We start from the raw sequence: 15,545 nt of genomic DNA on the forward strand, positions 1-15,545 counted from the left end.
CCCTGCGGCTTCGTGCTGTCGCTCGACGCCGCAAGACGAGAGTCCAAGAATAAGTGTTTTGATTTCCGGTGAAAGCAATTCCACATGATCTCACGTGATGACAATCCAAACGGCATCTTGTGCCGCACAGATGATGTTCTGGCGCATAAAGTGCCTGACCGTCGTCGACGATTTCACGAAAGAGGCTGTCGAAATCGTCGACCATGGCATCTCAGGTTTGTATGTCGCTCGGGCATTGGACCGTGCAGCTCGCTTCCGTGGCTATCCCAAGGCGGTGCGAACAGACCAGGGCCCCGAATTTACGAGCCGCGCGCTTGACCAGTGGGCGTATGCGAACGGCGTCACACTGAAGTTGATTCAGGCGGGCAAGCCAACGCAGAATGCGTACATCGAATCGTTCAACGGCAAGTTCCGCGACGAATGCCTCAACAAGTGTTGAGCAGCGACTGCGCGAACTGGACCGCCTCGGCGAGGATCTGCGCGAGGTGGAGCAAGCACTCGCACAGGCGACCATCGACGACGCGCGATTACGCGTGATGCTGACGATCATCGTCGACGAGATCGGCTATCTACCGCTCTTGGGGGATCAGGCTAGCCACTTCTTCCAGATCGTCGCCAAGCGCTACGAGCCCGGCTCGATGATCCTGACCAGCAACCTTTCGTTTGCGCAGTGGGATGAAACCTTTGGCGGCAACACCACACTGACTGCAGCGATGCTCGACCGCATCCTGCACCGCGCCCACGTCATCCAGATCAAAGGAGACAGCTACTGACTGAAAAAGCAACGCCAAGCCGGCCACGTTTCGTCATCGAAGAGGTAACGACTGGCTCAGTTTTACTTTGCGCGATCAGGTACGAAGTGGCTCAGATTTCAAATGCGTTTGACAGCTCGAGCTGTTCTCGGTGGAGACGACACCGACGGCCAAGGTTGCCGACGCGGTCGCGGCATCGATTTGCCCGCCGGTTGCCTTCAAGCCGTGGTCGTTTTCGTTTATGCGAAAAGGCGATGTGTCATCGGTGGAGCGATGCTTTATCGACGGAGGCCTTGTTTCGAATCTGCCTGTTTGGACCTTCGATGAGGAGCGGGGCGTTGCGACCGTACGCTGTTACCGTCGCTTTGGGCTTGTTTTTCGGCGTCCAAGCCGGACCCTCATCACGAATGACTACAGCCGACCGGGCGGTAATCTCATCGTCAATACTCGATTGCCGAAACTTCGAACTGGGTTGGCGCTATTAGCGCGAAGGCTGAACGCATTTCGCGCGCTTCCTCCGCCGGGCTGCGGCCGAAGAACCGCTTGAATTCGCGGTTGAACTGCGAGGCACTTTCATAACCGACCCGTGCTGCCGCGCCCGCCGCGGTGGCAGCGTCGCGAATCATGATCAGTCGCGCCTGATGTAATCGGACTGATTTGACATACTGAATGGGGGAGGTGGCGGTGACGGCCTTGAAGTGTGCATGAAAGGCGGGAATGCTAAGCCCCGCCTCGCGGGCCAACGAACTGACGTTCAACGGGTGGGCGTAATCGCTGTGGATTCGGCGAAGGGCGCGAGCAATCCGGCCGAAGTTGCCGTGGCTGGCCAATGCGGCCCGGATCGCGCCACCCTGGACGCCCATCAAGACGCGAAAGCACAACTCCCTCACGATGCCCGGTCCCAACACTCTGGCTTCGAGCGGTGAGCGCAATGCCCTGAGCAGGCGCACGGTCGTATCAGCTAGCGTTTCGTCCAACGGGGTGGAAATGATGCCTGCGGGCTCGATGACCGGTCCATTCGCGTGTTGGTCCATCTCGATCATGAGATCCGCCACGGCAGTTAAGTCCAGTCGCACGGAAACGGCCAGCAACGGCTTTTCAGGGCTGGCATCGGTCTCCGTCGAGAACGGTAACGGCACGGACAAAACCAAGTAATGCTGGGCGTCATAGCGGTATACCTTGTTCGCCAGATAGCCACGCTTGTGGCCTTGGCAGACGATCACGACACTGGGCTCATAGAGCACCGGCGTGCGCCCCAGCGGCCGGTCAGCACGTATAAGGCGTACACCATCAAGCAATGATCGCGTGTGGCCCTCGTCAGGGGCTAGATGCTGGATCAGCGCAACCATCTCACGCTGCCTTGACAAGACCTGCTGCGCGCCACCCATGAAAGCACTCCGTCGACGAATACGAAACAGCCAGATTTTCACATAAATGGTTGCCGTTGGCCTACGTGCGAAATAGGAATAGGCAATGACGCAAGAGGCCTGTGGCTAGTCCGGCCTAACCGACAGGCCTACGATTCACTTGTTCGTTCAGCCCCGGGGCAGTCGTGCATGTGGTGGCCCGGAAACAACAACGAGCAATCGTGGAATCTGTCATACCGGGTACATGCAAGGCGATTGTGCTGACCGGCGCCAGCAGCATCGTCGGCAGGTCAGACATCGATCTGTACCTTCTTTCACTAATATAAGGAGTTCTAATGTCTAACCATACATCGTCTTGGAGCGAAACGCCGTTTGCCGGCCGTGTCGCCATCGTAACTGGCGCAGGCAGTGGTATCGGTTTGGCCACGACTGAACTTTTGCATCGCCAGGGCGCGCGCATTGTCGCCGTGGGCCGGAATGCCGACGTCCAGGAGTTGGCCCGCGACGGCATCGTCCCTGTGGTTGCAGACGTGGCGCAAGAGGCCAGTGCGTCGTTGGCCGTGAAAACTGCGCTTCAGCAATTCGGTCGCCTCGACATTCTGGTCAACAACGCCGGGATTCTGTCCAGCAAGCCGGTGGTTGACATGCGTTTGGAGGATTGGAACGAGGTACTCGCAGTCAACGCGACCGGCGCATTCCTGTTTTCCCGGGAAGCAATGCGGCCGATGATGGCTGCAGGAAGCGGTGCCATCGTCAACATCGGTTCCTATGCCTGCTATCAATCGTTCCAGGGACTTGCCGCCTATGCCGCGTCCAAAGGCGCACTGGCCCAGCTGACTCGCACACTGGCACTGGAAGCTATTGTCCACGGCGTTCGTGTCAATGCGGTCGGCTCAGGCGATGCCATCACCAACATCTCGAACGCCATTCAACCGGATGGACGGACCTACCTTGCCGAGCACGGTCGCAAGGCGCCTATCGGGCGCGCTGCGCAACCTGAAGAAATTGCTGAAGTCGTCGCGTTTCTCGCGTCGGATCGCGCCAGCTACATGGTCGGTGCAGTCGTCATGGCCGACGGTGGCATGAGCGTCGCCATTTAGTACTCGATTTCAACGGAGGTATCAACACATGCAGCACCCCCAACATCCCGACGTTTGGTTCATCACCGGTGCGGCGCGCGGCATTGGTCTTTCATTGGCTCGCCAGGTGCTGGCCAATGGCGCCGCCGTGGCGGCTACCTCGCGCACGCTCGGTAGCTTGCGCGAGACGCTCGGCGCGGATAGCACAAATCTGCTGGCGTTAGAAGTCGATCTGGCTAGCGAGGCGAGCGTACAAGCGGCCATCGAAAAGACCATCGAGACTTTCGGTCACATCGACAGAGTGGTCAATAATGCCGGTTACGGTCAGCAAGGCACGATCGAGGCGCTTACCGACGCCGAATTGCGCCGAAATTTCGACGTCAACGTTTTCGCGCCGCTACACGTCCTGCGTCACGCATTGCCGCACCTGCGTCGGCAGCGTAGCGGTCACATTTTCAACGTGGCCTCCATCGTCGGCTTCCAGGGTGGTTACGCAGGCTGGGGCAGCTATGTCGGCAGCAAGTTTGCGTTGGCCGGATTGACCGAAACCCTGGCCGCTGAAGTGGCCGAACTCGGCATCAAGGCGACCGTGGTCTACCCCGGGCCGGTGCGTACGGGCTTTCTGTCGCAGAATAGCCTCGTCGTGGCTCAGCACTCGATTGCCGACTATACGGAAGCTCAAGCCTCTCTGGACCTGCACCTCGATGGTCTGGATGGCCGGCAGGCAGGCGACCCCGAGAGACTGGCTGCCTTGATTCTTCAAGCAGCCAGCGTCGCCGAACCTCCTGTCCATCTGTTCGCTGGCAAGATCGCCAATACGCTCGCCGAGCAGAAGATGCAGGGTGTTCGCCAGGACGTGGATGCGTGGCGCGGCTCATCGGATGCCACCGATTTTCCTGAATAACTGCAATCCGGTGCGAACCGCTGCGGCGCGATGCCGTGCGGTTCGTCACCACCTTCCGGACTCGTGTCGTGTTGGCGGCCATACCTGCGACACCTCGCAGGTTCATCTTCCGAATTTCGACTTTACACAATTAACACTGGCACCGTTTCGATGTCGACACAATCTTTATGATGTGCTGCTGAGTTGACCCTCCGCGCGAAGTTGTGTCGAAAGTGATTCCGGTGCGGGAGTCGGCCACCGTGCAGACAGTCGAGGCGCTGATTGCCGGCGGTCAAGTGATGGCCGACGCGCTGCGAGAGTTATCGCGCTGAAAAACTCGTCAGGGTAGCTAAACATCTATCAAATACTGGTCGGAGAAGCTGTCGCACGTCCATGCTTTGGGCCGACGCAGTCACTTCTCGCCGATGACTTTCATGAGTTGCTCGCGTACAGAAGTGATGGTTCGCTCGATGTCCTTGGGCGTGGGCCGGTCCATATAGGCAGCCGTCAGCAGCGTGAGTGGATGGACGTTTAGCACCTCAGCCAGCTGCTCGATCTTGCCCAGTGTGTGTGACTTCGACTCCTGTTAAATCTTGCTTATGTATGTGTGACTGGAGACCAGCCTAAAATCTTCCTGCGTAACGTTAGCGATCTTGCGAAGTCACTGCAACCCGGCGACGTGATCGTCACCGGGACACCGGCCGGGATCGGGATGGCGCGCGATCCCCAGCTCTGGATGAAGTCTGGTGACGTATGCGAAGTCGAAATTGAACGGCTTGGCGTGTTGCGAAACCCGGTTGCGTCGGTTGCCATCAGTCACGACTGATCTCACAAGTCGAGCATGTCGTGTGTAGATTGACTGTCGCCGTGTCGTGCGCATGATCGGGTTTGACAGCGTGTGAGCGGCGACACCGGTGGTCTAGAAGTGGTGTCTGCTGGTTTTGTACGTAGCGCGTTCTTCGAAGGGTACCTCTGCCACGCGTATTGCCCGATCGCGGAGTTCAGCCCCGCTGCCCCTGAAGCGTCGGAATTTTCGCAAACAGATTGGTCAGCCGGTCGATGAAGATCTTGAGTTTGACGGGAGGATGCCGATTGGGGGGATAAAGTACCGAAATGGGCCGTGGTGGCGCATTGAATTCGGATAGTACTTCACGCAGGTGGCGCGATTTCAGATACGGCTCAACCAAGTATAGGGAAGTTTTGATCAAGCCGATTCCAGCGACGCCACACGCAATGTAGGTATCGGCGTCGTTGACTGGTACCGTGCCACACATCTGTACGATCCGCGTTTCGCCTTCGACAACATAGTCCCATACCCGCGGTCGACCCGTATCCGCAGAAATGTGACTGGCTGCGACGTGCTGTGCGAGATCGCCTACCGATTCGGGCGAATCAAATCGGTCTAGATAGATAGGGGATGCGCAGGTGCACGTCGTCAGGGCTCCGATTCGTTTTGCGATAAACCCAGAGTCGTCGAGCGCATCGACACGGACGACGCAATCGACGCCTTCACCGATCAAGTCGATTTGACGATCGGTCACGCCGAGCAGTACCTTAGAGGCCAGAGATTTTCAGAAGCTTTGACGGCGAAATATTAAGAGCGTCTGAAATTCGGATGAGGTTAAGAATCGTCAAGTTGCGCTCACCTCTTTCGATGCGGCCCATGTGACTCCGGTCGATTCCGGTGACAAGGGCAAGCGCTTCCTGGGAGACGCCAAACTCCAGCCGACGAGCGCGGACCGCCGCGCCAATCGCGGCCAGATGTCCTGCATCGTCCCGTTTGCCAGATACCCTTTGCATCCAACGATGGTCGCGGTATGATGCTCGTTTGGCCACGGCATTTACGACCCATTTTCGCGGTTGCTGCCAGTCTCTCTAGCTGTAAGGCATATGTTTTTGATTCAGGATGGGAACCGTCTACCGCTTCAGTCGGTGGTGGCCGGTGCAGGGGTTTGGGCCGTGATGGAGCAGTGGACGCCAGGTGACTTGCTGGTTTTGCGAGTGTCTGAAAAGCGCGCGCGAGGAATTCCCTGCGTGATCTGGACTGATCTCGTCTCTGGTGCGGCATCGCTGCACCAGTTTCTCGGTGGCAGTAATGTGCTACGTGGGGCGGCGGTCGTTAGTACGCGTCGTGCGCGTCAGGTAGATGACTGGTATCTAGATCCACTGAGCGAGATCCGGGTTGGGGCGACCGAACTGGGCGAGGACGATCAGACGCTGTTGACGGTGACCCAGTTTACGACGGCGGCAGGACGGAAGTTTTCCGTACCGAGCGGCTTTGCGACGCGTTACGCTCGCGGAAGGCGAGTCTGGCAAGCGCGTCGATCACGTTCAGCCTCTGCGCAATGACCGAGAGGGATCGCGTTTTCAGATGGACGGATCGTGCGCATGATTTGGCTCTCGTAGTGAGACGGGAGGGAATCCAGATGTTGCGTGACAAACATGTCCAAGGTGAGCGGCTATGACAGATGCCCGCTTCCGCGATGGACCGACCTGGTCGGTATCTTCCAGGAGCCGTAGTAGTTGGGGAAACCGCTTCTTCATCGACACCGAGTTTACGGATTTCGAGGCACCCCAACTCATTAGTCTCGCCATCGTCGGGGAGAACGGATCCGAATTCTACGGCGAATGCTCGGACTATGATGCGGCGCGCTGCAGTGACTTCGTTGGGGCAGTGGTGTTGCCGCAACTGGGTCGGTTCAAGGGGCGCACGATGGAGTTTGATCAACTGCGTCAGACGTTGGGGGTTTGGATCGCGGCTATCCCGGCCGCCTCCAAGCCCGTGCTTTGCTACGACCTCCAGATTGACTTAGACCTGCTGCGATTCCAATTGGGTGGCCCATTGCCCAAGGGTTGGGCGCTCGCGGATATCCGGAGCCAGATCGATGCTCGGCGGAAAGCTGAATACTTTGCGCGGCATGGCGGCGAGCACCATGCGCTGCAGGATGCTCGAGCAAACGCCTACGCCTACATCGGTTGAGCGTGACTCAGTCGAGGTCGCGTCATACCCGCAGAAAATCCCGTTCCTTGCTTCGCGTATTGCTTGATTATCGAATCGCGCGGGGTGCCTCGATGAGGTGATCTGCGGGCTGACGTTGGAAGGCTTCACTGACCTGACGCGCGCGCTTTGTGTCTTTGCCATGGGGATAAGTCGGTGCGGTTGCCACCAAGGCGTGGCGCAGATCGTCTCGCATCACGTCCGGGAGCGCATGGAGGGCACCTGAATCAACGATTTCGAACCCTGATTTCCAGTGGGCAGCGTTCACGCCGTTGCCACATAGGCGGCGCACGCTAAAAGGCATGCCGGGTTTCTCATACGAGAGAGATCGGACTGGCTTCGCTCAACGATGAGGGAGATCGCTATGCTTCCAGCACGTGTTGCGCTCGTAACGAAATCCGCAAAAGTCGGCTATTCCAATTTGGCGCGAGTTGCGCAAGCGCTGAATTTGCAGGTCAGCCGCGATCTCGCTCCGCTCTGGAATGTGGCCGGCACAGTGGTTGCGCTCGAGTCTGTTGACCGACTGGATCCTGGTCTTTGGCCAGTGTACGTGGTCGATGAGGTCCCGGAGGGTACTGCTGGCTTTCATCTCACTGAGCACAATCAACCTTACGCCATTGTTCGATCTGGCGATACATGGTCGATATCGGCAAGCCACGAGGTCCTCGAAATGCTGGTTGACCCGAGTGGTAATCGGCTCACGGCATCGAATGCAGTCACGATCATAGACAACGAAGTACAGGACGGTGATGGCAAGGTCGAATATCTTGTCGAGATCTGCGATCCGTCAGAAGATGCTGCGTACGCGTACTTAATCGATGAGGTGCTGGTTTCTGATTTTTATACTCCCCACTACTTCGACCCCGCGGGTTCGTCGGGAGCACGCTATAGCTTCAGCGGCAAAATTTCCCGTCCAAGGCAGGTGCTTCCGAACGGCTATCTTACCTGGTTCGATTTGCAGACTCAGATACTTCGCCAGGTACGCCATTTCGGTGCGCCGGAGATTGTTGATCTCGCGAAGGCGGCAACCGGTGCCGGTTCGCTGACAGGGGGACGTTCTCTGCGCAGTTTCGTCGACGCAATGACGTTGCCGCCGCAACACCTGTCCAGAATTACGAAGGGAGCGCCTGCGGTTGAGAATTTGGAAGCGCGGCGAGCGATGTTTTCGGTGGCTGCACCAGTTCGAGGGGCGATCTACACTGCAGCGCTCGAGGGGACGATGCGACAGGCTGCTGACGAGGTTGTGCAACGACAGGCAGACGCGGGTTCGACCGAGGCTGCGGAGAACGCCCTCAAGAATAACGTGGCCGTCTTTGCAGTGGAAGGCGTGCTTTCGGTACGCGTTGGCATTCGCTGGCGCATCTCATCAGTAATTCCTCAGCACGTGATCGTCGTCGTAGTGCAGGTCGACCGTTTCCAGGCGCTGCGATCGCAATTGCCTGCGGTGCTCGATAACGTGCCGGTTGACGTGCGCGAGGCGAATCCGATGGAACAGATGCGCGCGCTCGATCCAACTCGCTACCTAACCCTAGCTGAAGCCCGGCAAGAGCTAAGACAGCCTGACTTTGATAGTGAGATCTTCTTCGATGGCAGGGGCGAGCCCATCGATAGTCAGCCCGCGTCGCTGATGGCGTTTGCCGCCGCGCGAGCACGCAAGGAAGAGATACCATATACGGCTGCGCCCGGAGCGAGCCTCGATGCAGTTACTGCTCCAGTTACCCTGGTGCTGCACGCAAGTCCCGACGCGGCTTGGGAGCAACTTTCAGAGTTTCTCGCGGGGGTGCGCAAGGATCTCGTGGTCGGCATGTATGACTTCACGTCGGCACACGTCTTGACAGCTGTCGAGCAAGCCCTTGCCGGTGGCAAGAAGATGACGCTCACTTTGGACCACCCGGCCAAGAACGCGACTGCAGATCAGACTGACGAGCAGACCCAAAGCGACTTGTCAAAGGCACTCGGTGACGACTTCGAGGGTACATGGGCATTAACCAACTCCGACCCGAAGGCACCGGTCTGGATCTATCCGAACGCCTATCACATCAAGGTTGCGGTACGCGAGGACGATACTTTCTGGCTCTCGTCGGGCAACTGGAACAATAGCAACCAGCCCGAGATTGATCTCTCGGATCCTATCTCCGCGCGTGCGGTCGCGATGAAGAGCGACCGCGACTGGCACGTCATTGCTTCGAGCAAAGAGCTGGGACCAACATTCCGTGCCTTTCTCCAGCACGATTTCGATGTCGCCAGTAAGGAGATTGCTACGGTTGCGGCGCAGGCTGCTGTAGGCGGGCCATCGTTCAATGCCGGAGTCCTCAACGACGGGATGCCAATTGAGATGTTTGCAGTCGGCAAAGCCCCGCAGCAATTCTTCACGCCTCGTACGATTAGCGACACGATTAGGATTCAGCCGCTGCTCACACCTGACAACTATCAGGAGCACGTCCTGGAGCTGATCACGTCTGCACGGAGTTCGTTTTACATGCAGACGCAGTACATCCATCCGAGCGGGCGCCCCCAAGACGAGAAACACGACGCATTGATTGCTGCGGTCAAGGATCTCATCAGTCGCGGGATTGATGTCCGAGTAATCACGAGTCAATTTCAAACCAATCCCTGGGTTGAAAAGCTTGTTGGTGCTGGCATTCCTACTTCGGTCCTGCGTCGCCAAGCTAACGTTCACAACAAGGGTATCGTGGTTGATGCTGAAAAAGTCATGGTCAGCAGCCAGAACTGGTCTGCGGACGGGACGCTACGGAACCGAGACGCCGGTCTTATCATCTATCATGCTGACGCAGCGAGCTACTTCCAGAAAATTTTCCTACATGACTGGGACTATCTCGCCTCGCCGGTCTCTGGGTGATATGGTCCCGCTCGAACCTGGGGGACCGTTGTTAGGCTTCCAGTCGGATCAGTGAGCGTCTGTGGGGATGCGAATGCCCGTACGCCACTATGTATAGGCCCCGTGAATTGCAATTCTCAGCGTAGGCTATCTGTAGGACGGGCATTGCTTTGGAGTCGACACTCGCCGACATTGTGGATTTCTATTTGCGAAGCAATTCGTTTTCCTTAGTGAGTCGAAGATTTATCGACTGAGACTTGGCGAGATCATCCTGAAGCTGTTTTATTTCCTTTTTGGCCTGCTTCAGCTTTTCCATGCAGTCTTTCAGTGCTCCTTGCTTCGATTCAAGTTGCTGTGAGTGCTCTCCTCGCACGATACGGCGGATTGAATCTGCAACTACTGGATAGCGGTTATGGATGGTAGAGTTGCTGACGCCCGCTTCCTTGGCTACCGCCGCAATACTCAATTTCGTTCCAATAGGGACAAGTTTGGGTACACCTTGGCGTATCCGTAAGATCGCAAGTTCGAGCGCTCTCTCCGTCGTCCTACGAGATACTTTGGCACTTGTGCTCATGGTTGGGGTTCGCCATCGAAGGGTGACGGTGGAATTTGGTATGGCGTCACCACATCACCCAGGTCGCTTAAAACCTTCTCGGCCTCGTGTAAATGATCCACACATCGCTGCCAGGAGGGCGCCCCGATATCCGGGCATTGCAAAACTTCGATCTGCTGTTGACGAATTCCACGCCAGACTTGAAGGTGTGTGTCGTCAATCACGCCTTCGTTGCAAGGTGAACAGCGGGCAGCGTCGTACAGGCCCTGACCACCGCATCCATTGCCGCTTGCCATGCACCATGAGTGCCCGGTTCCACGGATGTACACGTCTTCACCGAGATTCCGACAAAATTCTCGCATATTCTTGACGGTCTTCACCTCTCCGCGACCGCGAAAGGTCGTGATACGCTTGCCACCACCGCCCGAAAGCTTCATGTCCGTTTTGACCCATTTCTCGAGGATGATTGCCTGAAGTTCGTCACGTTCAGTGAGTACCTCGGAATACACGGTCGAGTCCACCCCTGCATCGTGGCGTGCGTAGTATAGGGTCATGTCTATCGACCAATGCTTGAAGTGCTCACGCAGGTATCGAACATCTCCCAACAAGTTGCGTGCTACAAAGACTGCGAAAGTTCGGCGAAATTGATGGGTTGTCAGCGGCCAAACTTCACCGACAACTATCTTGTCACGGTCAATCACCCCTTCCATGTCAGCCTGTGTCACCGTAGCGCTTGCTGCCAGCGAAAAGTCGCGCAAGGAAAAGCCGATTGACGTGCCACCGAGGGCAGCAATCCTGTCGTTTTTTGTTGTGAACAGAAGTGAATACTGATGCTTTCTGGCTCCATCTAGTTCGTCCAATAGGCTATGTCTGGTCGCATCCGGAACATCCGTGCCGGCCAGAATGTCCTCAATGATGTGAATGCGCTTGGCACACTTTTCGCGCTCGGGAGCACCGAGTCGGGTTGCGACATCGACAGCCATTCCAACGATATCCGGAACCATCCATTGTGCAGGCACTGGGTCTTCTTGCAGTTTGTAAGTTTGCCCCTTGAGCCAGCAGAACAATTCTCCATCGAAGCCTTCGCGCTTACTGAAGCAACCGACCTCCAGGGAGGCGAGTTCCGAGGCACGCATTCCGGAAAAAAGAGCGCAGACTACATAGCAGGCGGTGCGGAGTGTGATCAACTCCTTTTTTAGATGGCTAAGCGATGCGAATCCGTATCGGATACACGTATCATTGAATGCTTTTGATGCAATTTGAGAGACGCGACATGAAAGATACTTTTCCTCATAGCGAAAGGTACTTGAAAAACCGTCGGGATGCCGCTGCCTGTGTGACACAAATAACTTTTCATATTCAGAATTTCGAATTTGATGAAATGCGTCTCTAGCTTGCAGTATCGGCTCTGCGAGGCGTTCGATATAGTCCAACGCGAATTGAGCCAACTGGCGAAGGATGCGTGCTGGAATGATTTCTGTTCTCGCCTGCAGGTATCCATTGGACTGACCTGCGAGAGCGTTTCCAGCAAGGACTATCGGTGCAGAGGTTCCCCACGGATACTCTGGCAACGGATCGGCCAAATGGTCGCGTAGATCATAATAGGTAGTCAGTACCTGTAGGTAAATGACGAGTGTCGATGATTTGAGGTGGCCCTTTTGGTCGGCGGCATACGCGAGACAGCGTTCGGAGGTGAGCTTGCCGAACGAATTGATTTTTTGATCAGCCATCCACTTCAGCACAGAGCGAAGTTCCGACCAGTTATTTATGACCGATTTGGCAGAGATATGTTTGCGCGAGTGTGGGGCTTGAATTCTCCAGCGCACATAGAGGAACCGTTTCGCGGCGTCGAGTAGCTTGGCATGCTTAGCCTCGGTGAGAAAGGTGCCGTCGGCAAACTTGATGTCGAACCGAATACGTTTTCGACCTACGTTCTTCGCAGGCAGGTAGGGACTCATGTCCCAAAGGTTGTCGCTGTATCTCGACAATACACGATCACCAGAGGAACTGATAATTGTGTCGGGAATGAGGGCCGCGGGGAGCGTACATAGGTCTACAAGATGAGTGCCGGAACTACGCATTCAAACCTCCGCTACGTTACTGACGCTACTTGCCAACATCACTCGATCACGCCACATGACATGCGGATTGACCCTAGCTCTTTCTCGGGCGTCGGCCACAATCTTTGGGTCGAACTTCGGTGAAATGTTTTGATCAATTTCCCTAATAACCCACCAGTATATCTTGCGCCATTGATTTCTTTTTTGAATATTTCTTTCTTTGATTAGTAGCCAATAAAAGCTAAAAATCCTGTATAAATCTGACTCTAGAATAACCTGATTAGGGCAACGGAAGCAATAGAGAAAAGCGGTGCATGCCCTGGTGCCATTCTTAGGTGCATATTTCCCGAATAGGGGTGACGTGCAGCGACCAACTCCGGTGTTGTTCTTTCCATGAAGTATTTTCTTGACTTCATCGGTCGTAATTTTCATCTCAACAGCGAGGCTGTCAATAATCTTTGGGTCGTCACTTTGGCCGCGGACGTTTGCTTCTAGACATTTGCCCACGAAGCGATGGTTTCGCACCATTTCAGGTGTGACCGCTAGGTAATGCGTGTCGGTCACTTTGGGGCGATTTCCTAAGGCGAGTGCTGTACGGACAAGATCCCCATCTGTCACCTCCCACATTCGTGAAGCAAAGGTCTTTCGTAGTCGCATAAATGTGAGCTGAAATGGCATCTGCTCACCGGTTTTCGGATCGGTGCTATCGCTTTTGAGATTGTGTCGCGTACCAAATCGCTTAATCGCATCGTGGCAGTTGTTTGCACTGATGCGCGTGATGTTCCCGGGGGTGTCAACATGCTTTGATTTGAACAACCAGAGATAGTCACGGATATTAGGGTGCGCAGAATTTACGAGTGGCTCGGTAAGTGTCCGTACTTCATCGATGATCGTTGCGACATCGGTGCCAACCGTTGCCACGTCTTCAATTTCGCGAGGGGCGATTTTGAGGGACTGAACGGTGATATTGTTCCCACGCCGCTTATACGTCGTCAGTAGTGCATGTGTTTCTGGTTTGACGGGGTGGGGTTGTAGTTCGTCTCGGTTCATTTCGAACAGCGGCGTTGGGTTTCGTCCAGTTCTGGCTGCTACAAGTAACAAGTAAACCATTAGCCGGTCGCTTTGTGTGCCTTCGAAGCGCGACGAGCGAATCTTGCGAAGATCAGAACCCAAAGCGCCAAGCAGTCGTCGCATTTCGTTCTTGGTGTATGGCTGATGTGGAATTTTTGATCGTGCACTATTCGGGAATGGATTATCGGGAAAGCAATCTTGATCCAATTGGCCTGAGGCAATGCACTCCAGCCACACGGACTTTATGCGTGTATAGTGTGACCGGGCAGTCGAGTATGAGTACCGTCCAGATTTGGTATTTGCTCTTGAATCGTGTAATAACCAAGATGCGTAATTTTCCATTACTTCTCGGGTTACATCGCTTAGTGTCGAAATCGGTTTGATGCCGGCATCTAGTCGTGAGTCCAGGTAGCCGAACCAGATTTGCAGTGCTCCCCAGCACATACCTGCCATCGAAGATGGAGCCGAATAGCGAGCTATACGATCCACGGCTACGCACATCTTGAGTACAAGATCATCACGATCGGCGAGTTTTCCAGTCGATGCATGCTCGCGCCAACGAGAGAAATCGCATTGGTTGTCTCCGAACTTGACGATCCAGTTGTGCTTGACTGGCAACTGTACGACCATTGCTCGTTTCGGCGCAGCATCCAGTGAATAGTCCTTGCGATTAGCCATGTGCTGTCTCTGCCAAGAGGGCGTCGATTTCTAGTTGGTACATGTTCAAGTCTCGTTCACCTATCAGGTCGAGGCAATGTACATAGATGGTCGTGCTTGCAATCGATGTATGTCCAAGTCGATCTCGAACCCATGTAAGGGCGGTGGCCAGATTCTCTCTTTGACTCTCCGCGGAAAGTTCGAAAGTGGCGAACGTGTGCCGCAGCATATGTGGGGTAATTCGAAAAGGTAGGAGCGGCTTATTATTATCCGGTGCCCAAAGTTTCCGATAGGCGTTGTTCAGACCTTTCTCGCTCCAAGGCATTCCGTCTTGGTTCAAAAAAGTGAACGGGGATTTTTCTCGAAAATTCCGCCTGTAGATTTTTGAACGATGAGCCCCCTCGCCGAGATTGAGGTAATCGAATAAGTCTTTCATCAACTGCCGGGATATATAGATCCGTCGCGGTTTGTTGCCCTTGATGGCCATGTCTATAGGCGAAAGTTCGATTGCAATGCGCTTGCTTGGAACTTGATTTGAGGGATCGAAAATGTACTTGCGAGGGAATGTCCGACATTCCTCATTCCTGAGTCCCGTCTGCAACATGAGCTTCGTCATCAAACGGAGCGTTTGTGTTCCGCACGCATCTAGAAGGCTGCGACACTGATTCAGTTGCAAGAACCGTATGGGCTTCTTCGGTACTTTCGGGCGCAGATTGTCCCTAAGTGTTTCGCGTGCTGCTCGCGTATGACGGTACATCGAAGGATGGGATTCCCGAATTGTCGTCCTTTTGAGTAGCCGTTCCCACGGAAGTGCTGCAATCCGTCTGCGTCGTAGAGCCCACTGATAGAAAGACATGATCTGTGTAAGCCGCTTGCGTATGGTGCTTGATGCGATCCGGTGCTTCCCGGTCGCTGGATCGGTGAGATCCTCAGACCAGTTCCGGTAGGTAGCGAGATTGGAAATCTCTTCTCCATAGGGACCCTTCTTCGGCAGGGCGTCCCATTCGAGTTCGTTTGCGCTAAGCCAGGAGAAGTAGTCGTACAGGCCTTCGGCATGGCTCTTCCACGTGGCACGACTTTCGGTATATGCATTCTCCAAGGCGAGCCAGAGGAGGTAGTCGGTCACTGCCGGGACAATCTCCATGTCGTCATTGCACAAGAATGGGATTCCGGGCCAAGGGCGCCCCTTGTACACAAAGTCCTCGGTCGTGTAGAAGATTTTCACTGCTTTCTCCTTGACAGGTTCTGAAATTTATGTCAATTCAGTTGAATGGTAACAGTCTAAG

12 protein-coding genes and 2 pseudogenes are annotated in these 15,545 nt (G+C 55.3%); 7 read left to right on the plus strand and 7 right to left on the minus strand.

The features are described from left to right. Positions 1–142: 142 nt before the first annotated feature. Positions 143–537, plus strand: a pseudogene (locus tag G3N98_RS01685) (DDE-type integrase/transposase/recombinase); the annotation flags it as partial. Then, positions 486–773: an ATP-binding protein gene (locus G3N98_RS01690; protein ID WP_346779057.1), complete on the plus strand. Its 288-nt coding sequence runs from the start codon at positions 486–488 to the stop codon at positions 771–773. The pseudogene G3N98_RS01685 and the gene G3N98_RS01690, both read left to right, overlap by 52 nt. Positions 774–1,192: 419 nt before the next feature. On the opposite strand, the gene G3N98_RS01695 is transcribed toward G3N98_RS01690, so the two are convergent. Next, a complete protein-coding gene (locus tag G3N98_RS01695; RefSeq protein ID WP_206147037.1) occupies positions 1,193–2,101 on the minus strand; it encodes an AraC family transcriptional regulator in 909 nt (302 codons plus the stop codon). Between the two features lie 353 nt (positions 2,102–2,454). On the opposite strand from G3N98_RS01695, the gene G3N98_RS01700 reads away from it, so the two are divergent. From G3N98_RS01700 to G3N98_RS01710, 3 genes and pseudogenes are all read left to right on the plus strand, one after another. After that, positions 2,455–3,219, plus strand: a complete 765-nt coding sequence (locus G3N98_RS01700; protein ID WP_206146995.1) for an SDR family NAD(P)-dependent oxidoreductase — start codon at positions 2,455–2,457, stop codon at positions 3,217–3,219. Between the two features lie 28 nt (positions 3,220–3,247). Further along, positions 3,248–4,102, plus strand: coding sequence for an SDR family oxidoreductase (locus G3N98_RS01705; protein ID WP_206146996.1), 855 nt, complete (start codon positions 3,248–3,250; stop codon positions 4,100–4,102). A gap of 622 nt (positions 4,103–4,724) precedes the next feature. Next, positions 4,725–4,907, plus strand: a pseudogene (locus tag G3N98_RS01710) (fumarylacetoacetate hydrolase family protein); the annotation flags it as partial. Positions 4,908–5,082: 175 nt separating this feature from the next. Here the strand turns inward: G3N98_RS01710 and G3N98_RS01715 are convergent. Both G3N98_RS01715 and G3N98_RS01720 read right to left on the minus strand, forming a co-directional pair. Further along, positions 5,083–5,622, minus strand: a complete 540-nt coding sequence (locus G3N98_RS01715) for a LysR substrate-binding domain-containing protein (RefSeq protein ID WP_346779058.1) — start codon at positions 5,620–5,622, stop codon at positions 5,083–5,085. Between the two features lie 13 nt (positions 5,623–5,635). Beyond that, on the minus strand, positions 5,636–5,881 hold the full coding sequence (locus G3N98_RS01720; RefSeq protein WP_124483872.1) for a helix-turn-helix transcriptional regulator: 246 nt from the start codon (positions 5,879–5,881) through the stop codon (positions 5,636–5,638). A gap of 661 nt (positions 5,882–6,542) precedes the next feature. Between G3N98_RS01720 and G3N98_RS01725 the strand changes: the two genes are divergently transcribed. Both G3N98_RS01725 and G3N98_RS01730 read left to right on the plus strand, forming a co-directional pair. Next, the gene (locus tag G3N98_RS01725) at positions 6,543–7,061 is read left to right on the plus strand and encodes a 3'-5' exoribonuclease (RefSeq protein ID WP_206146997.1); all 519 of its coding nucleotides are present in this window, start codon (positions 6,543–6,545) and stop codon (positions 7,059–7,061) included. Between the two features lie 382 nt (positions 7,062–7,443). After that, a complete protein-coding gene (locus G3N98_RS01730; RefSeq protein WP_206146998.1) occupies positions 7,444–9,939 on the plus strand; it encodes a phospholipase D-like domain-containing protein in 2,496 nt (831 codons plus the stop codon). 181 nt (positions 9,940–10,120) lie between these two features. Here G3N98_RS01730 and G3N98_RS01735 read toward each other — a convergent pair whose 3' ends face one another. The 4 genes from G3N98_RS01735 to G3N98_RS40305 form a co-directional block, all read right to left on the minus strand. Next, a complete protein-coding gene (locus G3N98_RS01735) occupies positions 10,121–10,492 on the minus strand; it encodes a TetR family transcriptional regulator (protein WP_206146999.1) in 372 nt (123 codons plus the stop codon). After that, positions 10,489–12,429: an integrase gene (locus tag G3N98_RS01740; RefSeq protein ID WP_241025685.1), complete on the minus strand. Its 1,941-nt coding sequence runs from the start codon at positions 12,427–12,429 to the stop codon at positions 10,489–10,491. Before G3N98_RS01740 ends, G3N98_RS01735 begins: the two co-directional genes overlap by 4 nt. 123 nt (positions 12,430–12,552) lie before the next feature. After that, positions 12,553–14,280 (minus strand): phage integrase SAM-like domain-containing protein, encoded by a 1,728-nt coding sequence (locus G3N98_RS01745; RefSeq protein WP_206147001.1) that lies wholly within the window; start codon positions 14,278–14,280, stop codon positions 12,553–12,555. Continuing rightward, on the minus strand, positions 14,273–15,484 hold the full coding sequence (locus G3N98_RS40305) for a tyrosine-type recombinase/integrase (protein ID WP_206147002.1): 1,212 nt from the start codon (positions 15,482–15,484) through the stop codon (positions 14,273–14,275). Before G3N98_RS40305 ends, G3N98_RS01745 begins: the two co-directional genes overlap by 8 nt. Between the last annotated feature and the right edge of the window lie 61 nt (positions 15,485–15,545).

The organism is Burkholderia sp. Tr-20390 (assembly GCF_017104595.1).
Classification (GTDB): Bacteria; Pseudomonadota; Gammaproteobacteria; order Burkholderiales; family Burkholderiaceae; genus Burkholderia.